General features: G+C 39.6%; 15 protein-coding genes. All 15 read right to left on the minus strand.

Features of this window, described 5'->3' with window-relative positions; all coding sequences use genetic code 11:
* Positions 1–41 precede the first annotated feature (41 nt).
* The 15 genes from EV194_RS01300 to EV194_RS01375 all read right to left on the minus strand — a co-directional run bounded on the left by EV194_RS01300 (position 42) and on the right by EV194_RS01375 (position 24,949).
* Complete coding sequence (locus EV194_RS01300; RefSeq protein ID WP_132431298.1) at positions 42–1,760, minus strand: methyl-accepting chemotaxis protein; 1,719 nt, start codon at positions 1,758–1,760, stop codon at positions 42–44.
* Between the two features lie 490 nt (positions 1,761–2,250).
* Positions 2,251–5,388: a glycoside hydrolase family 2 TIM barrel-domain containing protein gene (locus EV194_RS01305; RefSeq protein ID WP_132431301.1), complete on the minus strand. Its 3,138-nt coding sequence runs from the start codon at positions 5,386–5,388 to the stop codon at positions 2,251–2,253.
* 144 nt (positions 5,389–5,532) lie between these two features.
* On the minus strand, positions 5,533–6,066 hold the full coding sequence (locus EV194_RS01310) for a DUF3237 family protein (protein ID WP_132431303.1): 534 nt from the start codon (positions 6,064–6,066) through the stop codon (positions 5,533–5,535).
* 105 nt (positions 6,067–6,171) lie between these two features.
* Positions 6,172–8,556 carry a carbohydrate-binding protein gene (locus EV194_RS01315; RefSeq protein WP_132431305.1) on the minus strand — a complete coding sequence of 795 codons (2,385 nt, stop codon included), beginning with the start codon at positions 8,554–8,556 and terminating at the stop codon, positions 6,172–6,174.
* 182 nt (positions 8,557–8,738) lie between these two features.
* On the minus strand, positions 8,739–9,590 hold the full coding sequence (locus EV194_RS01325; RefSeq protein WP_132431309.1) for a sialate O-acetylesterase: 852 nt from the start codon (positions 9,588–9,590) through the stop codon (positions 8,739–8,741).
* A gap of 89 nt (positions 9,591–9,679) precedes the next feature.
* Positions 9,680–12,253, minus strand: a complete 2,574-nt coding sequence (locus EV194_RS01330; protein ID WP_132431311.1) for a glycoside hydrolase family 9 protein — start codon at positions 12,251–12,253, stop codon at positions 9,680–9,682.
* 111 nt (positions 12,254–12,364) lie between these two features.
* On the minus strand, positions 12,365–13,924 hold the full coding sequence (locus EV194_RS01335) for a carboxylesterase/lipase family protein (protein WP_132431313.1): 1,560 nt from the start codon (positions 13,922–13,924) through the stop codon (positions 12,365–12,367).
* Between the two features lie 17 nt (positions 13,925–13,941).
* On the minus strand, positions 13,942–15,129 hold the full coding sequence (locus tag EV194_RS01340; protein ID WP_132431315.1) for an esterase: 1,188 nt from the start codon (positions 15,127–15,129) through the stop codon (positions 13,942–13,944).
* Positions 15,130–15,148: 19 nt separating this feature from the next.
* Positions 15,149–16,303 carry an alpha/beta hydrolase-fold protein gene (locus tag EV194_RS01345; RefSeq protein WP_132431317.1) on the minus strand — a complete coding sequence of 385 codons (1,155 nt, stop codon included), beginning with the start codon at positions 16,301–16,303 and terminating at the stop codon, positions 15,149–15,151.
* 11 nt (positions 16,304–16,314) lie between these two features.
* Positions 16,315–17,424 carry an alpha/beta hydrolase-fold protein gene (locus EV194_RS01350; protein ID WP_132431319.1) on the minus strand — a complete coding sequence of 370 codons (1,110 nt, stop codon included), beginning with the start codon at positions 17,422–17,424 and terminating at the stop codon, positions 16,315–16,317.
* Positions 17,425–17,550: 126 nt separating this feature from the next.
* Positions 17,551–18,714, minus strand: coding sequence for an alpha/beta hydrolase-fold protein (locus EV194_RS01355; protein WP_132431321.1), 1,164 nt, complete (start codon positions 18,712–18,714; stop codon positions 17,551–17,553).
* Positions 18,715–18,824: 110 nt separating this feature from the next.
* Positions 18,825–19,937, minus strand: coding sequence for an alpha/beta hydrolase-fold protein (locus tag EV194_RS01360; RefSeq protein ID WP_132431323.1), 1,113 nt, complete (start codon positions 19,935–19,937; stop codon positions 18,825–18,827).
* 493 nt (positions 19,938–20,430) lie between these two features.
* Positions 20,431–21,993: a carboxylesterase/lipase family protein gene (locus tag EV194_RS01365; RefSeq protein ID WP_132431325.1), complete on the minus strand. Its 1,563-nt coding sequence runs from the start codon at positions 21,991–21,993 to the stop codon at positions 20,431–20,433.
* Positions 21,994–22,118: 125 nt separating this feature from the next.
* Positions 22,119–22,952 (minus strand): alpha/beta hydrolase, encoded by an 834-nt coding sequence (locus EV194_RS01370; RefSeq protein ID WP_132431327.1) that lies wholly within the window; start codon positions 22,950–22,952, stop codon positions 22,119–22,121.
* 254 nt (positions 22,953–23,206) lie between these two features.
* Positions 23,207–24,949: a glycoside hydrolase family 43 protein gene (locus EV194_RS01375; protein WP_132431329.1), complete on the minus strand. Its 1,743-nt coding sequence runs from the start codon at positions 24,947–24,949 to the stop codon at positions 23,207–23,209.
* Between the last annotated feature and the right edge of the window lie 12 nt (positions 24,950–24,961).

The raw sequence follows: 24,961 nt of genomic DNA on the forward strand, positions 1-24,961 counted from the left end.
ATAAGATGTACTATATAACAAAGTTCAATATAAATTTAAGGTTAAGACATCTTAAAATAAGCAATTGACTTAAAAAGTTCTTCTGCACTCGCATTCAACTCTGTTGATTTCTTACTAATTTGTTCAAACGAAGAAACATTTTGTTGTGTTATCTGATTTAAGCTCTCAATGGAGGAATTTATCTGTTGAGATCCTATTAGTTGTTCCTTGCTGGAACTCGTTATTTCTTGAATTAGATGTAGACTTTTATCTAATTTAGGAATAATATAGGAAAGTTGACCGGCCATTTCATCAGTATTCTTATGGCTTTTTTGTGACATTGCGATAATATCAATAGCTGCAAGTTTACTTTTCTCCGCTAGTTTTCTTACCTCAGAAGCTACCACTGAAAATCCTTTACCGGCAGAACCAGCTCTGGCAGCTTCCACAGCAGCATTCAGCGCCAAAATATTAGTTTGAAATGCTATATCATTAATTACGCTAATTTTCTGCGTAATTAACTCAGCTGAATGAAGACTCTCGTCCGACTTCGAAGATATCAATTTTAAGTATTCTCCTGATTCCTTTGCAATAGAATCAACCCCTGATGCATTATCAACATTTTGCTGCATACTTGCGATACTCTCCTCCATTGAGGCGCTTAATTCCTCAGAAGCAGCAGCCTGACTATTGGCTCCTTCAGAAAGGTTTATAGCAAACGTGTTCAACTCAGTACTGGTTGAGGTTAAACTTATAGCACTTTTATGAATTAATTCTACTACCCTTTTTAGGTTATTACCCATATCATTAATGGCTCTCATTAGAAGACCGATTTCATCCTTTAATAGCAAGTCCTTTTTTGACAAATTAGCCATTAAATTACCGTTGGCGTAGTTTTGCGCAACATCAACAATTCTTAAAAGCCTGGAGGTTATATATTTTGTAATAACAAAAGAAATTAATAGAGCCAGGATAAAAGCAAAGACAGTAAACCCAACCACCAAAAGGTTAGAGGTGGCTCTTGCCGCATTGGCTTCTGCATTTGCATACCCCATTAATTGGTTAAACAGCGAGGTCACCTGTTGACCGAGAGGAGGGATACTTGCGTCATACTCTGCCTGGTTCATTCCAATATTTTCTAATTGAACCAGCAACTCTCTGTATTGAGCTATTAATTCTGCATATATAAAGAATTGGTCATTTAGCTTTGCTAAAATATTGTCAATGGATTGGAAAGCCCTTAATAGCTTATCCTCATTATATGTTGAAATATAATAACTGGCATTGAGCCTTGCTTCATAAAAATCATTTAATATCTGTAACCGCCTTAGCTCTCCAGCAGAAGAGAGTCTATTTACAATCTCTTGCCCAAGTTGCTCTTCAAAAGAAGAGGTTATACCCAAATCGGTTATATTGGCAACTGAACCAAGCGACTCTGTGTGGTATAAAGAGAGCGCACTATACAATGAATCCAATATGACACCCTCATTTATGGTTGAAGCTTTTTCCCTCATTTCCGCTATGCCATTAAAAACATGTGATAAAGACTCATCCATTCTATTCAAAAACATAGAGTCCCGGGTATGAGCAAATGAGCGAATGTAGAGACGAGAAAGATTGTATTCGTTTGTCAAGTTTCCTAAACCTGATAAAACTGTAGATTGGTAATGAACTTGCTTAATACCTATATTTCCAACTATTGCGATAATAATCGTCATTGAAATAATAATTCCAAATCCAGTAATTAATTTACTAGAAATTCTTAGATTTCTTAGATTCATATTTATACAATTTGTTCAAATATTTAACTCCCTATAAATCAAGGAAAGTCCATAGGAGGTTAATGCCAATCCACTTATGAGCTGATTTCCTGCTTATTTAAACTACATTAAAAACTTTTGGGTTTTAAATAAGGTTTATATAGAAGCTGATAAGACCTTAATTTGACAAATTGTCTATATGAATTAACTTGGACAAATTTGAACAATTGTCCGAGAATATGGTCTGAACTTACAATAACAGGTTCGCTTAAAGCGACATCTCCGAATAAAAAAGCAACAAATTTCATATGGCAATACCCGTTATAACAAGAAGAAACGCCACTTTTTGAAGATTTCCACCGCCTTATTAAACAAAAAACTATTATTATTACACACCTCGATGCCCGATTGTTTCAGTTTCTTACTTAAAAAGAAGTATATGAAGGTGATAAATTGAATTCAATATTATATGTAACTCTGTTCTTCAATACTATAGGGGTAAAAGTTAAAACTATTTGTATTCCTCATTAATTACATTCAGAATAAAACCATAAGAATATGCTTTATTTCCATCAATTGTGTATTGCTCCATTGTTCGTGCCCCCCATGAGTCATTTCCTCCAACCCCTTTAATATTTAAATCGATATTCACATTTACAAAATCACGCCGTGGTAAAAGGTAGTGATGATTTGTTGTTTCTAAGTCCTCTTCCTGATATGGCCATGCTCGAAAACAGAGTGGTTGTAATCCGGTTACTCTAATGTGAGATGAGCTTCCTTTGCTAAATGAAAACCAACGAACATCACCTCGATTAGCGTTATCTTGGGGCACCACATAAGGAGTTATAAACTCTTCCAATGCTTTATTGTAATGGCCAACCAATGCCGCAGTTTTCCGATCGGGGTAATTCTCGAACTCACCTCGTCCGTACCAATTAATTTCATCATAATCGGCGGGAAGACGCATACGCATCCCAAATTTAGGCATTTGGGAAATGTCATTGTTTCTTGGCTCATAAGAGGCATTAACCTGAATCTCCCCTTGTCCGTTCACCTGGTATTTAAGCTGGTAAGAAGCCCCTACGGGCAGAGACATATCAAAAACAACAACAGCGAGACCATTCTCTATTTTGCTTTCTATCTTTTCAACAACCCGATTTTTCGCTGCATCTCGCCATGATCCTAAACGGGTATTATACCCGTTTCGTCGTTGGTTATCGTTGGCAGGTTTCCAAAAGTAAGGTTCCAATGCTCCATGTAACAATTCTTCACCGTTAACTATCCAGCTTTTTAAGGCTCCGTTTTGGGCATCGAACTTTATTAATGTGTTTTCGCATTTTACCTTAATAGCAGAATTACTTTCTGAGAGAACCGGAGTTTCCCCTGTTGAACTGATGGAAGTAAAAGAGTATGGGTGCATCTGAAATTGCTTTTGGGCAACTACAAAACCCTTGTCTGCCCAAAGTGTTGGTCTTCGCAATTTGGCATATACATTCAGAAAAAGTTCTCCTTTTACCTCCAATGGATAGTGAATTTCGAGTATGTTATTTGCGTTTAGCGGCTGTTGATCTGCTTTAATGATTTTCCCGTTATCAAAAAACTCGTAGAAATATTCATACTCATGCAACGAAGAAAAATCAAGTTTGCTTATTACCTGAACATTTGAGGAACCGGAAACAACAGAGAAGTCGATATATTGCTGAACCCTCTGAGCCTCGTAATAATGAGGGTGTGGAACTCTATCTGCGCCTATCAACCCATTAAGACAAAATGGTCCATCGTTGGGTATATCGCCAAAATCACCTCCGTAAGCCCAAAACTCATCGGGTTGAAGCGCTAGCAATGTTGGATCTTCACCATATCTTTGAATGGAACCATCCCTTTTCTTTGCTATTGACTGGTCGGCCCAATCCCAAATTGCGGCTCCGGCTATACTCGCATCAGCTTCAATGACATCCCAATACTCCTGGAGGTTTCCCAGCGAATTTCCCATTGCGTGAGCATATTCTCGAAGCATAACAGGTCTGTCGGTAATTCTTTTGGCCAATTCTTTAAGCTCATTGGGAGGCAAATATCCATCGTCGTAAATATCCGAAACAGAACGGTCAGAGTCGCAATAGATTATTCGAGTCGGGTCAATTGCTCTCACCGTATCGCGCATAGCCCTGAAATTCATCCCGCTGCCTCCTTCGTTGCCAAGAGACCAAAACAGGACGGACGGATGATTTTTATCGCGCTGCACCATGGAAACAACCCTGTCTACATGCGCTAAAGTCCAGTCAGGGTTATCACCTAACTCTAGGTTTCCAATGCCATAGCCATGTGATTCCTGGTTGGCATCGCACATAACATACAATCCATATCGGTCGCAAAGCTCGTAAAACAAAGCTGAATGCGGATAGTGAGCAGTACGTACCATATTGAAATTACCTTGCTTGATAAGCTTTACATCCAACTCGGTAGTTTTAGGATCCACATAACGACCTGTACGTGGGTGATGATCATGCCGATTGATCCCTTTAAACTTAATGGCTTTGCCATTAAGCTTTAAAACATCTCCAACAATTTCAATTCGGCGTACACCCATATGGTATTGAAAACTCTCAACCTCACCCCTTCTGCTATTTAGTGATATTGTAACATCATATAAATAAGGGTCTTCGGACGACCATAAACGTGGATTTTCAATGATATCGCTCAGAACAACATTCTGAATGCTATTACCGGGAATTGCCGGAACTGGTTTTATAATTGTCTTTTCAATATCTCTTCCGTTCCTGTCTTTTCCCAATATTGAAACCTCCAGGTTTAAATTCCTTATTCTTCGGCTGCTTTTATTGCGAACCTCCACCTCTGCTCCAACCTTCGCAGAGGAGAAATCTGCCGAAGGCTCAGCAATTAATGCGTAGTCTCGAATATGCGTTTTAGGACGAATCCACAATTCAACAGGTCTGAAGATGCCACTTAAACGCCAAAAGTCCTGATTTTCAAGATAACTACCATCGCTCCATCGATACACTTCAACTGCTAAACGGTTTTCACCAGGCTTTACAAAATTCGTAACATCAAATTCAGCAGGCGAATATGAATTTTGGCTGTACCCGACCTTCTGCCCGTTTACCCAAAGGTACATTGCCGATTCAACACCTTCGAAATAGAGGTAGAATTGTTTGTCGTCCAAACCTTCTTCAATTAAAAAGGTTGTAATGTATGACCCTACAGGGTTTCGATTTTCGTATGTAAACCAGTCAGAAGGAGGTTCCCCTGTAACAAATGGTTGATCTCTTTTAAAAGGATAGTTGATGTTAAGATAAATGGGCTTTCCGAAACCCTGCAATTGCCAATTTCCGGGGACTTCAATATTCTCCCATGTTCCTGCATCATATCCAACTTCATAAAAATCAACAGGTCGATCGTCGGGCTTTGGCGACCACATAAATTTCCAGGTTCCGTTGAGAGATATAATCTCTTTATGGTCAGCCTTCTTTGAAGGAAGTACCAAAGAACTCCGATAGGGTTCTTTATTAATCCCAATAACCGAAGGGTTTTCCCAATAGTTCACTTCCTGAGAACTGCAAAGCAGCGTGTAGAAAGAGAACAGCATAAAGAGTTTTATCTTAAAACGCAATCTGATTGGTACAATTATCATCACAAAATATTTTTGAACTATTACAATTACAAACAATAATTTATCATTATTGCACATTTGACTTCCGGATGATGTGTATTATTTTTCCGAAAACTTATACTAAATTACAACTTTTAAAAAGGATACAATATCCTTATATATAATTTACAGCAACTTATAAACCCCTATAATCACATAGGGATCTTCACCAGGCATTAAATCAGGAAAGCCTAAAGTTCCTATAAATATTGCATGATTCAGATATTCGTATGGGCTGTTTACAGGCGCTTCCAAATCAATGACCGATTTACTGTAAAACTCGTCTCCCACGTGTATCAATACTTTATTAATAACTTGAATTATATAACCATCATCAGTTTTCAAAAGATACCGGGCATATAGTTCTGTATCGCCATCAGGCCTTACAAGTTGCCAATCTTCTCCCATTGGTAAAACCACTCCACGAATATTTGAGCCATCAAATGTTCCACCCAGGATTGGAATAATTCTCCTTTCACCCCTTTTACTTTCGCCCAGATTAATCATCTCCCCAATTTTCACTTTTGCCTCCCATAAGAGCTCGGTTTTAAAATTTTTAAAAACTCTTTCATGTGAGCCTTCAATTTCCTGAGCATTTAAACCAATTATTAACGACCCTAAAAGAATCATTATTGCTGTTGATTTTAGCAAGATAGTCATGACAAATAATTTGAAGTTTATACCTACAATTTAACAAAAATAGGGCGCAATGCCAGAAAGGTTACGCCCTATTGAGAACAAAAGAATAAGATAATGATTTAATTTTTATTTCAGCACTGTCACTTTTTGAGAAAAATAATCTTCGCCATTACTGATTTTAACAATGTAAACACCGTTTGAGAAATTTCCGGAAATCTGCTTCTCGGACTTATATGTAACACTATCATTAACAATGACATTACCTGCCAAGTCTATTACTTTAACATTATTGTATATCAAATCGTTTGTCCTAATACTAATTTGTCTTGACGAAGGATCATGGTAAATTAAAACATCTTTAACAGCTGGGTTATTAAAACCCACAGTATTTACCTCAATATCAAAATAGTTGATATTAAAACCACTGCTTGTAGCCACTAATTTCAAGTATTGCTGACCTTGTTTTAAACTAATCTCAGAAGTTACAGTTTGCCAAGTTTGCCAGCCACCTGTATTTGGAACATTTATTTGTCCAACTTTTTCATCATCAATATAGATATCAAAATTTCGTCCTCCGGCCTCAGCTGCAAGGCGAAATGAAATTTGAAACTCAGTTTCGTCGCTCTTATTGTCTATTGCGTAAACCAGCCAATCGCCACTGTCGATCCATCCTACATTTATACCACCTCCAACGTCTGAAGTGGTTTCCGTGTCAGTTCCAAACTGAAGAGTATAGTTTTCCGCTTGTATCCTTGCCGGTATTTCAGTCCATTCTGAAGGTTCAGCAACTTTGTTTTCAACTGCGAAATCGATAAAAGCCGATAATTCACCCTGATCCGCCGCCACAATATCTCCGGGAGTGTAGCTGATGGTAATTTCATCTCCAAAATACACATTATTAGCCAGGACTAAACTAATAACCTCTTTTCTCACAAAAAACTCACGAATAGCAACATCTTGTCCATTTACTTGAACTCTGAACTGTTCGAGCTGCTCATCTCCCATTCTCATTGCTTTCGCAAATTTCAGGTTTATTGCTATCGCATTCTCTTCCAGTATTGCACTTTCAATTGTAACCGGCAACCCTTTTGCCTTATTGTTGACAGGAAAATTATCTACATTATTAAGCAAACCATCATCAGTTGCAGCAATCCCAGTCCCTGTATAAGTAATGGACAGTTCATAATCCGCAAAAACTTGTTCGTCCAGTTCAAAAACGAGAGTTTTTGGGTCTTCATCTAAAAAAGAAACTTGATCATTAATAGATATTTCAGTGAGTCCATTAAAGTTCGAGTTCAAAATCAAACCATCAATATCAGAAGGTAATAACATCTCTTTGTTAAACTTGATAACCAAAGATTGACCCGCTTCTTGAGCTATAATTTCAATGATTCGGGGCGATGAACCATGAAGAAAGTTCTCAACTAACAAATCACTAAAGTCAATAAGTTCCTTTTCGAAAACAGAAGTCACATTTCCATCATTGTAAGAAATCGTAATTTGATTGCTGTTAATAATTGCTTGTTCCAAATTAATAGCGAGAACAGTCTCCCCTAATAATTCAATGCTTGAAATGTCAACAGGGCTACCATCTACCTCTACAGTAAAACCATCAAATCCTGAAGACTCCTCTAATTCCAATGAAAATTCAATCACTACTTGATTTGGATCATCATCAATTACAAAAGCAGAACTAACTTTGGGAATTCCAAAACCAAGAGAGAATCGTCTGCAAAACTGCCAAATCACTTCACTGGTATTTACTGGTTCCATAGAGTGCCAGTGCCCAACCCCTTCGTGTTTTAGAAGAACAACTTCAACCTGATCCGTTCCAGGGCCATAAATGTATTTTGTAGTATTGGAATGACTCATGCCTGCTGGATATGGTTGAATAACCTCGGGTGTTTCAGGGCAGTTATTTCGTGCCACCCATACATCTATAGCCGTTTGAACACCTCCAAAAACGACAACATCATCGGTTGTTCCATGTGTATGTATCAATGGTATAGGACGTGAACTATTGGTATTTGGCCCTTGCATTAAATAACCTCCTACAGGTGCAAACGCCGCAATTTTATCAGCAATCTGAGTGGCCGCATAATAAGTCATCATTCCACCCATTGAAAATCCGGAGAGATATACCCTATCACGATCAATTGCATAACGATCATGCATTTCATCAATAATAGCCAGGATAAAATCTATATCACTCGAACCAAATAGGCTCCAACGACTGTTAAGACCTTCGGGATAAACAACTACAAAATTATGCTCACTCGCCACATCTTCCCACCTGGTCATGTTCTTCTGATAATTTATATCCTGATTCATGCCATGCATGGAAATCATAAGTGGCCGGTTGGACTCAATGTCAGACGGAGCAAAAGCCAGCATCCTTCTGGTTTGTTCGCCCACTTGGATGTTTTCTATTTGAGCAAAACATAGAATGGGAAGCATTGACATAATCAATGCAACACAGCAAATCCGAAAATAATTACTTTTAGACTTCATAATATAAGGGTTATAATTAACACAAAATCTAATCTAAATATGACATAAAGAATTTACGCCAACTTTCTAACTACTATTGAAACCGCATCCAATCGAAATTAAACAGATTGCCCTCTCCGCCTTTAAAAACAAAGCAGATATCGTGAATACCAGATATTTTTAAAAGTAACATAGGACCAGATTTATTTAGAGTTTAATATGCCATAGTTTACTTCCAGCATCTTTTTGCCATACCTTTTTCCCAGCATTCTATAGCCTTCTGATGTAAAATGCAGCCCGTCGTCCATTCCGGGACAGCCTGCTGAGGAAACCACATGAGCATTTGATATGACACCCGGCAGCAGGTTTATAAAATGATTAAAACCATGGCATCTCCCTCCAAATTCGTCACTAAGCATTTCGCCGGCAAGTATCGGTGTATTTTCAGGGTCGAGCATTAAGTCAGCCAACAGGTTATCATAAATATCCTGCACTTTATTGACCCAAAGTGTATCGTTTGGATTCGATTCACCCTGGTGCAACAGAATCCCTTTAATAACCCCGTCTTTCTGTGCTATCCTGGCCATCTCAACCAATCTGCCATATGGATTTCCCCCATAATTCTCAATCCATCCAATCATCCAGTCGGGAGCTGTTTCGATATAATCCTGATGATTGTATTTATCGAACAATTCGATGCGTGAGCCACCAACAGATACATTAATAACACCAATGGTTATTGAGTCCGGCAGGTTCTCAATGAGTGTGCGTCCGAAATAATCTGCGGGGGAGATTCCCGCATTGCAATCGGAAATGGGCGGAATTGCTGTATCCCAATTTCCCATTACTCGCCCACGATCGGGGCAATCCATCGCACTCAACATTTTGAATCGAGAGCTAACAATTGAATCTTGTGCTTCAGCTGGTGCTGAGCCAGCCATGTTTGATTGTCCAAAACATAGGTAGATGTGGAAATTAGAATCTTGCGAATAACTCAACGAGCTGCATATCAGCAATCCTAATACCAAAATAGCTTTGATGTTTTTGTAGTTCATTTAATTAGTTTATTAAAAATAGACATACTCTTTGGCCTAATTGCCGTACGGGAATAACCTACTCAACAATGTTAAAATTCACGTCCTTATTACTCTAATTCCTTGTTAATCTCTCTTGCAAGCTCTTCAACAGCATGTGCCAGAAAAACATAAGGAGTAGCGGTGGTAATAATTGCCTCGTTTTGTCCCCAAAGAAATGGCCAGTCATCCTTATTCTCATAAAAATCAGGCTGTAGTAATACCAAACCGGGAACAACCCCACCGGCTATAAATGTAAAATCGGCCCGGTTACTGCCATAAGTTACTTGTTTAGACTTTACTCCTATTGTAGAAACAAAAGAGACATTGGAATATGGATGACAGCCAAGTATGTAATTCATTGCATTAAATATTGACTCTACATCCATGAGATCCGGATAATATTTATGTATTAAATAGTTATTGATGGCCCATTTCATAATGGGGGTGTTGCCACCCCAACCCCGTCCGCCCATAGGCACCTCATAGGGGCTTACTGAAGTTTCCTGCTCCGACTCTTCCTTATACTGGAAAATATAAGGGCGAAGTTTGTCGTGAAAATCCTCATCCATGTGAGGATATGCCATAAGGGCATAAGAGAAAGCATTATCTACGGGAAAATTACCAGGTCTGTTTGTATCAAACATTGTCCTATCCATCTGACTCCAAAGAGCTTCTTCGAAAACGCTTTTAAATCGTTCCTCCTTTGTAGTTATAAATAGTTGGAGAGCCGCTGAAGTTTTCACTCTCATAAAATTAAAGAAAGGCCTTCCTCCATCCTGTGTTTCAGGCTCTACATCAACATTCTCATCCCACATTTTCATGGCACAGTTCAATGCTCTTTGGGATAAGTCCGGGTTAAAATCCTTTAAAACACGGCTTGCTGCTGCCAACGAAGCTGCTGTTGAATAGTCCATAAAAACACTTCTTGTTGTAAAAGCCCAGCGATCGTCTAATGTACCACTGCTTAAGCCATCGGTTTCATAAGGTTCTAAATTCGGGTTATAAGGTAGATTGTCTGTAATCGTAGCGGCATCACCTATATGGTGATACTGGTATAAATTGCCCACAACAATCCCTCTGATGGGATGCCCAATATTTTCGATTTGTGCTACCAATGCTAATACTCCATGTTCAAGTTGCTGAAGCATATCGTTTTTTCCATCTGGACGATGAATGTCCACATATCTGGTTTGTTGATCCACATAAGTCATATCACGCTGCGGGGCAAAAGTCTCATATATCTGAACCAAATCCATTACCACTGCATTGTGAGATCCAGTTTGAATATCAAAATCTCCAGCATCGTACCAACCACCAATATCTAATCCAGGGATGCGTTCAAAAGGCTCAAAGCGAGTGTCGGTAGTATCACCCATGCTGTAACCGTCAAAATGGTTATGATTCAAAGGTGCTTGCAAAGCATCATCCTGATGTGCATTTCCATGCCAAATGCGATAAGCTTCTCTTACCGTCATGTGATCCATTTGTATGGGCAACCACACATCCATTGTGGGATGCCATATCCCTTTATAAACATCTTTGGCAATTGGAAAGACATTGGTTCTATGCCCGCCATACTCAATAAAATAAACACCCTCATCCTTCACATCACTGAAATCAAACACAAGATAATTATAACGCAAATATCTGCCCCATTCTTCTGTTTTACCAGTAAATACGGGAACTTCACTGCCATCATTAGTAAGCTTAAATATTTTGGCAGATGATTGAGGATTGTCGTTTTTATCTAATTCAATGATTGCTCGTTTTTGTTGTCCAGGTGTGTACCCAACCTGCGAGAACCCAATATTGGGTTCTCGCACCCAATCAGGAATTGTATGGGGTTCAACATACCACTCCATTACCTTGCCAGTTTTTCCTGATGGTAGAATAGAACGAAAAACGTACCATCCATTTTGAGCCAAAATGCGTCCGTCGAAAAACATAATATCTGAATCAGACTTAATAGTAACACGTCGTATAGGGTTTTCCGGAGCCAAAACATAGGAGTTTGCAACGGATATTGGCAAAGGCTCAAGAAATTCTCCTCTACCACGGTCATCGAATGTGGAGTGATCAAATATTTGCTGAATTTTCTCACTCACAGGTCTCACTTGCGCGTCACTGGCAGGATAGCGGGGAAAAAGCTTAGGACTACCATCGGCTAAATAAGTACTTTCCCAATAATCCGGTGGAAGAAATTCAAAGTTTAAGCCTGCTCTTCCTTCCAATTCCTTCGGAATTGGTTTTTCTAAAAACACTTCGATACGGAAGCCTCTATGATGAGGAGTTACCTTAATTTCGCTATCAAAGTTAAAATCCGCATATCGCAATTGTGTTGAAATAAAGTTGCCTTCAACATCAACCTTTCTGCTTACAATTTCCGGAACCAAATCCCATTGCTCAGGCGTGTGATGCAATCTTACAGCACCTCCGGTAGCTGTTCTCACTCCGTGGTGTATCAACTCAATGCCGGCTGTCTTTTCATCAAAGAAAATGGGATTGTATCGATTACTGTAAACCAGCACATTAAGGCCACTATACTCAAAATATTCCAGTTCATTTAACTGAAGAGTCTGACCATAAGCGAAACTGCTCCATAAAAGAAACAGGGATGCGAAAAATGCGAATAGAACTTTCATTTTTTGGATTTTGGGAAGTTAATTATATTTGGAAAAACACATTACATAAACCTTATTATACTAATGCTTAAACTTATATATCATACACATAACAAACTGATATTAATGAATCTATTTTGCCCAATCCTTACCTTCGGGAGTTCGGCGCCATTTATAATAGGCATCCATTACCAATAGCGAAGCCTCATCAGGAACCGGACCCAAATATGCATTTGGCCCCAAATACATTACATTTGGATTTTCTTTGGTAAATTTGGGCCATTCCGGTAATCCTCCACCATTAGGATGACCATATTTGGCAAAATTTGTCCAGTATGTTCCCATTATCTCAGAAATTTTTAAATCTGATTTTGAAACATTTGGGTCGTCGGCATTCAAATTCATAAACACAAACGGAACATCAACTCCGTGTGGAGTTCCATGATCTGCCTGTGGAGAATCCTCCGGGTACTCAGGATGCTGGTCGAAATAATAAAAGAAGACGGGCGAATGACCGACTTCTGACTGCAAGTTAGCCCAAGCCCAGGTTGGCCAGCCAAAAGCAGCATCACGCATAAGATTACGGGCGCTGCGTGGAACCGTGGTTTCTCCCACCGGATATGCTTCCAATAAATCATCCGCAAAAGGGCCAAAGCGTCTGTTCACATTATCAATATAATCTTGCGGTGTACGCCCACCGGGGAAGCTCAAACCTTCATCAGAGTTATACCCAATAAGTACCGGAACATCATTGAATTGCCCCTTTTCATATAATTCATACTGATCTCCGGGGATTACATAGCCATCGACGATTGGCCAGGCTCCTCCCATTCCCATTCCAAGGGGCAGTTCATTTGCATCAATTTTCCGAAGTTCCTCAATGGACGATGCACCAACTCTATTCGCATATTCAATACCTTCCTTCTCTGCCTGTTTCAATGTTTTCATATTTTCACCCGGGTAAGTAGTTGGACGTGTGGGGCCAAAAGAGCCACCACTCTGAGAAACAGCTCCATGAAACAGCCCCTTCGCAACTGGTGAAGCACATAACATGCTTACCGAGATACCGCCTGCTGATTCACCAAAGATGGTTACTTTATCGGGGTCACCACCAAATTGAGAAATATTTCGTTGTATCCATTCCAGACCTGCAATTTGATCCAGTAGCCCATAGTTCCCCGACACTCCATTTGGACTCTCAGCGCTCAATTCCGGATGAGCCAGAAAACCAAACTGGCCAACTCTGTATGCAATGCTTACAACAACCACTCCTTTGCGCGCCAAATGTTCACCATTGTGAACTGGATCGGAAGTTGACCCAAAACTAAATCCACCTCCATAAATCCATACCAAAACAGGCAATCTCTCCTTTGTGGATTTTGCCGGAGTCCAAATATTAAGATATAAACAATCTTCACTTTTCCCTGAAACAGGATCACCACCTTGCATAGGCGCAGGGGCATATTCAACAGTTTCCAACACTCCGTACCACTCCTTTACAGGCTGAGGTGCTTTCCAGCGAAGGTCTCCTATTGGAGGTGCTGCAAATGGAACGCCTTTAAATATTAATAAATCATCGGTAACAACGCCCTGTATTAGACCTCCCTCCACTGCCACAAGTCCGGGTTGCTGTTTGCATGAGCCCATAAATAAGACTAGCAAAGCGATAAGAATTAATTTGGTGTATTTCATTTTGAGCATATTTAAGATTAATTTGATTTCCAGAGATTTGGCAGGAATCTATAATACAAAAGGTGTCGCCAGGTGCCCCAATCGTGCCCGCCATGACCACCAATGTAGTATTCATGATCAATGTTGTGATTTACCAGCGCTTCGTGCAAGGCCTGACAGCGATGATTAAAGAAACTGGTTGCTTCTTTTGTCCCCTGACCCACAAACAGATAATCAACCTTGTCATTTACATCAGGATCATTTAAAAAGTGAGCAAGAGAAGTTTCAGCATCTGAATCCCCTGCACTTAAAATACCAAAGTTTGCAAATAAGTCTAAAGAGCGAAAGCCGATGAACATGCTGTGACGTCCACCCATCGACAATCCTGAAATGGCTCTCCCTTTGGGAGAATCAATGGTAGCATAGCTTTTATCAACCAGAGGAATGACATGCTCGCGCAGTTCCCTTTCAAATAAATCGAAAGTTAGTTCCGCATGATTAGGATGGTTTCGATGGATGATTTGATTGTTTGGAATTGCAATTATCATGGGAACTGCATTATCCTCTGCCAGCAAATTGTCCATTATAAAATTAACCCGACCATCGTAAACCCAATTGGAAGGAAGTTCACCACTACCACCAACCAGGTATAAAACAGGATATGTTTCTTTCGGATCGTAACATGGTGGGGTATAAACATACAGTTCGCGCTGCCCATTGGTTACCCCAGAGTAGTAAACATGCCTGGTAACATTTCCATGGGGCACATTTCTGGCATCGTAATATGCGGGTTCATTGCCATGTACCACCAACTGACTGTATGGAGGCATTGCTGTAAATGCAGCATAAGTATTACTTGGATCAGGAATCTGAACTCCGTCAACATGAAAATGATAGGCATACATATCAGGGATAAGAGGACCGATTGTCAGACTCCAAATCCCATCCTCTCCTTTAACAAAAGGGATGGGCTCATTGCCCAAATCATTTGATGTGTGTATTGCCCCTGGGGGCAATACCACTTTGGTGGCCTCAGGAGCTCTCAATCGAAATGTAACAGTTTGGTCATCATGCACCTCCGGAGAATTAAGAGGAGCGCTGAACGGATTAAGGCCTTCGGTATTTTTATGGGGATTAAAATCCAGATTTACATTGGCTTGCTGAGCTCTAATAGCAAAAGGGCTCAACAGAACAAATCCCACAAAAAATAGTATATGCTTCTTCATAAAATTTATACTTTAATGATTATTTAAACACCTGTTGAATAAAATCGTGTAACGATTTTCTCCAAACCTGCCATTCATGGTCTCCCGGAAAAGTGTTAAACTCAACTTTCAACCCCTCATCCCGCATTTTTGCCACAGCTGATTTAGTATGATTAATGCGCATATCTGCCTCACCACAAGAAATGTAGAGCAAATCAATTTTTTCATTGAACTCCTTCGAGTTAGAGAGCAATCCGGGAATTTCGCTTTCAGCGTCAAAAATGGAGTCTATGTTTGTTCTAATTCCACCAAATATCCCTGAACTGAATATTCCAACAGAGCTAAAAACATCCAGATTTTCAAGTCCTACGTAGAATGACTGTCCACCACCCATGGACAATCCGCTAACGGCTCGGTTTTTGGCGTTTGGAATGGTTCTGTAGTTTTTCTCAATAAATGGCACTATGTTATGAATCATCTCTCGCGTAAAACCTGCCATTGCCTCGCTGCTATACCCCCTCATTCCTGCTGATATGTTTCCATTGGCTATTACTACAATCATAGGTTCAGCTTTGCCTTCAGCAATTAGGTTATCCATGATGACATCAGTTTTACCCTGCCTGACCCATCCCGTTTCGTCTTCGCCACCACCATGCTGAAGATAAACTACCGGATACCGTTTCTCAACATCTGTATCATATCCGGGAGGGGTGTAAACATACAGTCTTCGCCAACTGTTGGTAACATCAGAGAAATAATGTCTTGAACTCATCGCACCATGAGGCACATTCTTAATTGAATAAAAATCGACTCCTTGTTCCGGAATATCAATTCCACTGGTCATTCTCCCAGTTCCAAAAAATGAATTGCTGGCAGGGTCGGCAACCGGAACATCATCAATAACTAAAAAGTAATAATGAAATCCTGGCTCAATTGGCTCCGTACGAACCGTCCAGAATCCATCATCACCTTTCACCATGTCATATTTTTTCCCAAGATCAATCTGAATACGCCGAGCATTTGGTGCATTAACCCGAAAAACGACACTGTTGTCAGGCATAATGCATGGACAATCGTTCTGGTTAATATTTGTGGATGCCGGCACTGAAGAATCCAGTATAGTTGGTGATTGAGCAAAACCGAAATGCCCAATCAATAATGCAATTAAGAGTGCCCCTATCTTAACAGTTTTCATATTAAAACTATCTAATCCAAATCATTAAACAAAAAAGGGGCAAGTTGATGCAAACTACGACGCCATGTATGAAATTCATGAGCCGTCCCTTCAGACACGTAAGATACTGCATTATATCCTGCCTCTTTCAGCGCTTTAACAGAAGTTGCAATTCTTTCGGGTCTCTCTTTACTTCCGCAACTCAAGAAAACAAGTTTTAGATTTTCATGGTCTTTTAAATCCTCTGGAGTATAAATCCCGCCGCTGAACAGTGCATAATATGAAAATACATCTGGTCTGTTGAGGGTAATAAGTCTGGTTTCAAAAGCTCCCATTGAAAGACCGGCCATTGCTCTGTGCGATTGTTTACCAACTGTTCTAAAATTAGAATCTACGTAAGGAATTAACTCATCGATTAGAACCGTTTGAAACGGTTCGATATCAAAGTCCATTATTCTTCCAAATTCCACGTCGTTAATCATTCCATATGTCATTACAACAATAAAAGGCTTTGCTTTACCTTTTGCAATAAGGTTGTCCATGATGAAGTTTGCGCGTCCCTGTTTAGGCCATGAAGTTTCATTTTCGCAATATCCATGTTGAAGATATAGAACAGGGTAGCTTTTTGAAGTTTCTTTTTGGTAACATGGAGGAGTGTAAACAAATGCTCTGCGTGACACGCCCGTGCTCTGTGAGGGGAAATAAATCTCGTGAAGATGTCCATGGGGGACATTTTTGTTTGCAAAAATATCCATATCGTCAGAAGGCACCTCGATTCCGCTTCCATAGCGGCATGCACCAAAAAAGAACCGGCTTCCGGGATCAGGCACTGACGCACCATCAATATTTAACTGATAATAGTGAAAACCAACATCTTGCGGTTCCGACTCACCTGTCCATATTCCGTTTTCGTCTTTTACCAGATCATATTTTACACCACCAATGTCAAGCTGAACATAGTTTGCATCAGGGGCAGAAATCTGAACACGAACACGCCCCTCTGAATTTACTTGAGGAAAATCACTTCCGGGCTGATTTGAGATAGCTGGTTGAAAGTCTTCAACCATCGTTAGTCCACTGGATTGAGCAATTCCAAAATGAAATGATAATAGAATAATAAGTGCAATTTTGAAGATATTCATAATAAAATGATTTTTAAAATTATACACAATACGAAGAGTGGATATAAGGATCTCATATTAGTTGCGTAATACGCAACTAATATGAAATGTGAAAAACTAAAAAAGCTCAATTGATTTCTATATAGATTACTCTTGAAACAAGAGAGGAGCAAATTGATATAAACTTCTTCTCCAGGTTTGCCATTCATGGGCTGTACCTGGCGAAACATAATAATGGGCATTTAAACCTCTCTTTTTAAGTTCTTCAACATTTAAAGCCGGATCGGTTCCCATATTGTATCTACCACTCTCAACTTCTGTGCTTCCAAAGCTTATAAACAAAAGATTCACATTATTCATAAAATCGGGGTTGTTTTCGATGTCTTCGATGCTGATGCTTCCACCACTAAACATTCCAACATGTGAAAATATATCAGAATTAGCCAGAGTGATAACCCGAGTCTGCATTGCACCCATTGACAAACCTGCCATTGCTCTGTTCTGCTGATTGGCGATTGTTCGATAGTTGGCATCTATCATGGGAATGATATCTTTGGTAAGAATATTCATAAATCCATCAGCCCATCCTGTTGGAGGCCAAGGACCACGAGGCCTTTCACCGCCATCGGCAGGCCTTGATCTTTCGGGCATTCTCCAGGTACCATTGTCCATCACAATAATAAATGGCTTGGCTTTCCCTTCAGCTATAAGGTTGTCCATAATCAGGTTTGCCTTTCCCTGAGCGGACCATCCTGTTTCATTTTCACCTCCCCCGTGCTGCAAATACAATACAGGATATCGTTTCTCAGGTTTTAGTTCATAACAAGGTGGTGTATATACAAAGCATCTGCGCATGGCATTGTCGATCTCCGAAAAGTATATATGCTCTCTTACTTGTCCGTGAGGCACATTCTTTAGTGCATAAAACTCCTGATCATGAGCCGGAATTTCAACTCCACTGCCCCAGCGACCGGCACCGTAGAAATACAAACTGCCCGGATCCGGTACTGAAGCGCCGTCAATATTTAGTTGGTAGTAATGGAAACCTTCATCCTGAGGAGCCGATTCTCCCGTCCAAACACCATTTTCATCCTTTACCAAATCGTATTTAACAGCACCTATGTCGAGCTGCACATAATTGGCATCAGGAGCAGAAATTTGCACACGAACACGTCTTTCTGAGTTTACTTTCGGATATTCTCTTCCAGGTTGATTTGCAGAGGAGGGCTGAAAATCTTCCACAACCTGGCCTTGGGATAGTGTAACAATGGAAAAAGCCATGAGAAAGATGCTTTTTGATAGATTTTTCATGTGATTTGTATTATAGGTTAAATGTAATTTATAAAGCGGAATTCTTTGAAAACATTTGAGGATCAAAAGCCATTGACCAACACAACTTTTAGAGGATACAAATCCTACATCTATTTAAACAAAAGCCTCGTAAAATTATAGAGATTGTTGCGCCAAACCGGCCATGTGTGTCCTCCCGGATACTCGCTATAAGTGTATTGAATATTCATCCGGTCAAACTCCTTCATCATTACCTGGCAATTTTCCCAGGCGATGTCCTCTTGCCCCCCCATTGCGATCCAGAACTGTTTCAAATTATTATTAATTGTTTCTGTATTGTTTCTCATAAAATCATATTGAGGTTCTGAAATCGCAGGTTGATTGGTCCACCAGCCAGAGCTAAAAACGCCTAAGTATGAAAACATATTAGTATTTCTTAATCCCGCATGAAGTGTTTGCAATCCACCCATTGACAGACCTGCAAGTGCACGACTGTCAGCATCAGACTTCACACGATAATTGCTTTCCACAAAAGGAATTATGCTCTGTATCAGCTCGTTCTCGAAAGCTTCCAAAGCGCTTAGCCCAAAACCTGTAGAGGGAATATTGCCATCAACCATTATCACGACCATAGGGACGGCTTGTCCACCGGCAATGAGATTGTCGAGGATAAGGTCAGTTTTTCCCTGCATAGCCCAACCACGCTGATCCTCACCGCCACCGTGCAGAAGGTACAGAACAGGATAATTCGTAGAAATTTCCTTGTCATAACATGGAGGAGTATAAAGATAAAAACTTCGCCAACTGTTGGTTACTTGAGAGAAGTAGCGTCTGATTCGGATCTCACCATGGGGAACATCTTTCAAAGAATAATAGTCATCTCCGTCAAAAGGGACTTCTATTCCACTGGCCATGCGTCCCATCCCGTAAAAAGTTTCACTGGCAGGATCCGCAACAGCAAGCCCGTTAATTATTAGAGAGTAATAATGAAATCCTTCACCCAACGAATCGGTAGTTACCTCCCATACCCCATCGCTGTCTTTAACCATGTCGTATCTTCGACCTAAATCGAGTTGTAATTGGTCAACATTTGGAGCCTCAATTCTGAATACAGCCCTGCTGTCTTCAGTTATTCGGGGATATTCCGCTCTCCTTACGTTAGTTGATGCAGGTTGAGAGTTGCTTTGTCCCATAATATTGAATATCAGGCAAATCTGGGTTAATGTTAATGTAATTATTTTCATGTGTCTAAAAATTTGTTTTTCAATGGCCACATGGAACTCGCCTCTTAGTCATTGCCCTGTGTGTCGAAGCGTTCGACATGGCTCGTTTCATCTGTCTATAATTTGTTATTCAATGGTTCCCAAAGCCTCGGGAGAAATCGCCATAATAGTCATTGGCTAAACAGATCTTCTTTAGTCTATACGCCTGATACAAGATTGCCCCTTCTGCAAAGGAATTAGTTATCAATTTGGATGGTGAAGCAAGATAATAAGCAAATAATCTCTATGCATAATACAAATTAAATTATTTACATAATTATTAATCTTACAGAAAGTTTCTATTAGTCGACACAAAAACACCTCCAAAAACAAAAACTTAACAATCAGCAATATTGAAGCATAAATGAATCAACAAGGCATACAAGAATTCATTAAAATATGTACCCTTTATTTAACAAAGACATCATTTATAAAGAAAGGTTTAATTGTGTAAATGTTAAAATCATATTTCAGCCTATTGTTCACGAGACAGAACAAGATTCATCAATTCCCTGTCATGATTTCTAACAATTTTGCACTCATCATCAAAAATCATGGTTATACCATTTTCTTTTGTGTAAGCATGCCATTCAGGCAAAACCTCACTTACATTAGGATCTCCTGATTTGGCAAAATTTATCCATGATGAACTCATTATTTCAGCCAGAGCAATTGCATCCTTTGTGTCGCCTGACCAGTGCTTACCAAGCTCTATATTATTAAATACTAAAGGAATGTCCAACGCATGAAAAGAACCACGTGTACCATCATCCACGGGACTTTTCCATGTCAGCATATATGAATAAACGGGTGCTACTCTTGTGGAGGCAGCGTCGGCCACTTGAATTGTAATAGGCCTGAATATTGTGTCAATTGAGAGCAAATCCTGAGGAGAATAATCTGGGTATGCCTTCTTAAACAGTTCAACAAATAAATCGGTCTGTTCACCATATTGTCTCTTTAATCTTTGCCGTGCATCTTCAAAAGTTAGATCTGTTTCAGCATAATAAGTTCTCATCATCTCATTGAAAGTAGTTCCAATCATCAATGGAACGTTCTTGCTTATATCGGCAAAACCGGGAGTAAATGGCTGTTGTAGTAAATCAGTTCCATCGGGAACAGGGCCGAAGCCAAACATCCTGCTAGTACCCGGCATTCGAAGCCCGACAGTCCTTTTCAAAGCGCTATCCCCCGCCGCAACAAGCTCCTTGTATGGGATGTCTTTTAACTGATCTACCTCATCATGAGAAAGCCCCATATAGTCCAATAAAGCCAGTCCAATTTCTTGCGATTTATCCTTCGTCATGACATTGACCAAAGTTCCACTTTGTATAATTGCTTTATGAAACAAGCCTTCAGCACCGGGCATACACATGAGGGTTCCAACCTTTCCTCCTCCACCCGATTCGCCAAAGATGGTAACATTTTTAGGGTCGCCACCGAAGTTTTCAATATTTCGATTAACCCATTCCAGCGATTCCACAATATCAAGCATCCCCACATTTGCAGATCGGGCATATTTGTCATCAACTGCAGACAGATCCAGAAAACCAAGGATGTTTAGCCGATGGTTAATAGACACAACGACTACATCTCCTTTTTCTGCCAACAATTTACCATCTGTAATCGGATCACTGCCGGAACCAAAGCTAAACCCGCCACCATGCAACCAAACCATAACAGGTCGCTTTTTCCCATCATTTATACCTGAGGTCCAGATGTTGATGCTAAACAAGTCCTTTTCATCCATAACGGAATCCGGTGACCAACTATTAATCTGCATGGCAATGGGGCCATAATTTATACATTCAAGTACACTTTGCCATCCATCAACCCTTTCAGGTGGCATAAATCTTTCGGCCTTAGCATAAGGCACTCCTTTAAATGTATAGATTCCATCATCCATATAACCGGAAATATCACCACTGCAAATATTAACAACCGGAATTTGATTTTTGTCAGAACTTTGGTTACATGCCATTAAGAATACACTCAAAGTAATGAAGATGATTCCTGGGTAAAGAGATTTTATTTTCATTTTGAATTTAAATTATGGAGTTTATTTTTGGGCAACAATCCTACCTATGCCTATAAGACAGACTAAATATGCCATCAATTAGAACAATATTTAGAAATTTAGTTGTAACAACTATAATCAACAGGCTAAAAAAGCAATTGAACAAAATGATAAAGGTCATCCTTCCATACAACAAAATCATGATGACCATTAGGTATTAATCGATATATGTGTAGAATGTTATTTGAGTCTAGAAATTCATGAGTTCTGACGGTAACATGTAAAAGTGCATCCTGATCGCCACATGATATATACAGCAGTTCTAATTTTTCATTAACTATTGAAGGGTTTGGAATTAGTTCAGATGGCGCCTTTGTATTTGGAGCAGAAGAGAAACCACCAACCCAGGCAAAGTGGTTCATATTACCCAACCCAAAATTAAGCGCTTGCCCTCCACCCATGGATAATCCGGCAATGGCTCTATGCTTACGCTCCTTAATTACCGGATAGTTAGCCTCTATATGCGGGATTAAATCATTAAGTAAGTCTTGTTCGAATGTTGAAAAGGCCTCTACCTTGTCCCTTTCGAAAATATTGCCTTCTGCCCTATCATTCTTCATTGCTCTTCCGTTAGGCAAAACAACAATCATGGGTTTCATTTTCCCCTCGGCTATGAGATTATCAAAGATCAAATTAGGCGAACCATTGACATACCACTCAAACTCATCACCACCTATTCCATGAAACAAATATAACACCGGATACTGAGTCTCGAGATTAAAACAAGGAGGAGTATAGAGCAAAGCGTTTCGAGTTGTTCCTACAGTGTTTGACTCATAGGCTATCGTGTCTATTTTTCCGGCTAAAACCCCGGTTTGAGGGAGATCAAAGCCTTCAGGGGCTCTTTCAATAAAACTCTGAGAATTAACAATGACAGAGATATAAACAAAAATGGAAATTAAAAGAAGATGTTTTTTCATAGATGTAAAAATATTAATCATAACATTTTAGGATATAGTGTTCGTAAACAAAGACTAAGCACAATGTTTAAATTAAATGGAGATACTTTATAAATGTAAAAAATAATCTTTATGTGCAAATTAGATATAAAATTTAAGCTGAACAAATAAAAAAATACCTCCTGGCAATGCCAGGAGGTATTTACAGACCAAAATTTCACCAGTTCTTGTTAGATTTATGGTGACTTGTTATCTCTTTATATCAACTGTTTAATTTATTCAGGTTGTGCATCATTTCCAGAAGTTGTATAAAGACCAATTAGGTTTCCGGTAAAACCTCCAGCCACATTGGTTGATAGAATATCTCCTGATACAGTTCCTCCCAAATTCGTAAAATTGGTTCCATCCAATGAATAATTAAATCTGTAATCATCGCCTTCTGCTCTAATTTGCAGATGGATTGGATTACGAACATCAATTTTTGTGCTGGCCAAAATGGTTGACTCACCTCTTTCAGTTCTCTCAAGTAAAAGATAAGTGTCGTTACCTTTTCTTGTAACACCAAACACATAATTGAAACCTTCGTTCTGATAACATACAATTCCTGCCAAATCACTCTCAGATCTTGGAGTGTAGCTCATCGTAGTGGTTGCAGTGAAAGTGTTATGCATTTGCCTGATGAACAAGCTGGAAACAGGAGCCATTGCTTTGATGTTGTTCTCAAATGGAGTAATCTGAAGTCCATTTCTGGTTCTGTTGATGAACGCTTCACGTGGCCCTCTCATTCCGATCCATCTAAAATCAAGATTTTCAGCAGAGAAATCCTCGTTTATGGTAAAATTACCATTAGGAACGAATCCATCTTCTCCAGTTCTGTTTACTACTCCCTCAGGCATTTTAAGTTTTGGCTCAAATGGCACTAAACCGTTTACAAAAACAGGCCATTCTCCACTCCAATCAACAGGAAGAATAAAAGTTTCACGTCCCATGTTTACTCTGTTTTTTTCATTAGGACGAATTGCTAAGAAAACTGCGTAGTACTCTCCATCAGGCCCTTCTACTATATCAGCATGACCTGCCCACTCAACTCTATTAGCCCTGTTAGGATTCAGGTAACGCTGAGTCATAATTGGGTTGCCCGGTGCAGGAGTGTAAGGCCCTCTTGGATTGTCGCTCACAAAAACAACTTGACTATGCCAACCTCCAGTTCCACCTTCAGCACATGATAGATAGTATCTATCATACTTTTTATAAATGTGGGGCATTTCAATCCAGATAGGATTTTTAGTGATGTCAACTCCACCGTCAACAATGATCTTATCGGTCCCCTCAATAACCTGGTTTTCTTCTAAGCAGAAGTCCCAAATTTTGATGACCCTGTGTCCCTCATAAAGCTCTTTTCCTGGGTCTGGAGCATCGTTGTGCACAACGTATGCTTTACCATCCTCATCAAAGAATAATGATGGATCAATTCCGTTAAAGTTTAATCTGTAAGGATCACTCCATCCTTTGAATGGATCTTTTGTGGTTACAACCATGTTGCCAATGCCTCCTGCAAACTGGGTAGTTATCATGTAAAAAGTCTCATTATGCTCATTATACTTGATAGCGGGGGCAAAAATACCGGCACTAATTCCGGAATCAACCACCTTAAGCTGTGAAGGTCTGTCCAACACATGACCAATCTGAGTCCAATTCACTAAATCATTGGAATGAAAAATAGGCACACCTGGCCACATAGAGAAAGATGAATGAACCATAAAATAATCATCTCCTCTTTTAACAATAGCGGGATCTGGGTAGCATCCCTGCAAAATTGGGCTATAGAATTCATCGTCTTCTAAAGGATAATCCCGGTAAACCTGATCATCTCCCTGATACACAAATTCAGAAAAAACGGGAGCATTTCTGTTTGCTCTTCTTTGCGCTTCCACTGCACTAAAAGAATAAATCATCATAAAAACGGACAAAAAAACCATTGGCCATTTTCCAAAATAATTGATTTGACTTTTCTTCATCTCTATATAAAT

It is taken from the genome of Natronoflexus pectinivorans (assembly GCF_004345615.1).
Lineage (GTDB): Bacteria > Bacteroidota > Bacteroidia > Bacteroidales > Marinilabiliaceae > Natronoflexus > Natronoflexus pectinivorans.

Bases quoted from the DNA above. Each gene is read 5' to 3' on its own strand.
- EV194_RS01300 (WP_132431298.1), bottom strand. From the start codon at position 1,760: ATGAATCTAAGAAATCTAAGAATTTCTAGTAAATTAATTACTGGATTT.
- EV194_RS01305 (WP_132431301.1), bottom strand. From the start codon at position 5,388: ATGATAATTGTACCAATCAGATTGCGTTTTAAGATAAAACTCTTTATG.
- EV194_RS01310 (WP_132431303.1), bottom strand. From the start codon at position 6,066: ATGACTATCTTGCTAAAATCAACAGCAATAATGATTCTTTTAGGGTCG.
- EV194_RS01315 (WP_132431305.1), bottom strand. From the start codon at position 8,556: ATGAAGTCTAAAAGTAATTATTTTCGGATTTGCTGTGTTGCATTGATT.
- EV194_RS01325 (WP_132431309.1), bottom strand. From the start codon at position 9,590: ATGAACTACAAAAACATCAAAGCTATTTTGGTATTAGGATTGCTGATA.
- EV194_RS01330 (WP_132431311.1), bottom strand. From the start codon at position 12,253: ATGAAAGTTCTATTCGCATTTTTCGCATCCCTGTTTCTTTTATGGAGC.
- EV194_RS01335 (WP_132431313.1), bottom strand. From the start codon at position 13,924: ATGAAATACACCAAATTAATTCTTATCGCTTTGCTAGTCTTATTTATG.
- EV194_RS01340 (WP_132431315.1), bottom strand. From the start codon at position 15,129: ATGAAGAAGCATATACTATTTTTTGTGGGATTTGTTCTGTTGAGCCCT.
- EV194_RS01345 (WP_132431317.1), bottom strand. From the start codon at position 16,303: ATGAAAACTGTTAAGATAGGGGCACTCTTAATTGCATTATTGATTGGG.
- EV194_RS01350 (WP_132431319.1), bottom strand. From the start codon at position 17,424: ATGAATATCTTCAAAATTGCACTTATTATTCTATTATCATTTCATTTT.
- EV194_RS01355 (WP_132431321.1), bottom strand. From the start codon at position 18,714: ATGAAAAATCTATCAAAAAGCATCTTTCTCATGGCTTTTTCCATTGTT.
- EV194_RS01360 (WP_132431323.1), bottom strand. From the start codon at position 19,937: ATGAAAATAATTACATTAACATTAACCCAGATTTGCCTGATATTCAAT.
- EV194_RS01365 (WP_132431325.1), bottom strand. From the start codon at position 21,993: ATGAAAATAAAATCTCTTTACCCAGGAATCATCTTCATTACTTTGAGT.
- EV194_RS01370 (WP_132431327.1), bottom strand. From the start codon at position 22,952: ATGAAAAAACATCTTCTTTTAATTTCCATTTTTGTTTATATCTCTGTC.
- EV194_RS01375 (WP_132431329.1), bottom strand. From the start codon at position 24,949: ATGAAGAAAAGTCAAATCAATTATTTTGGAAAATGGCCAATGGTTTTT.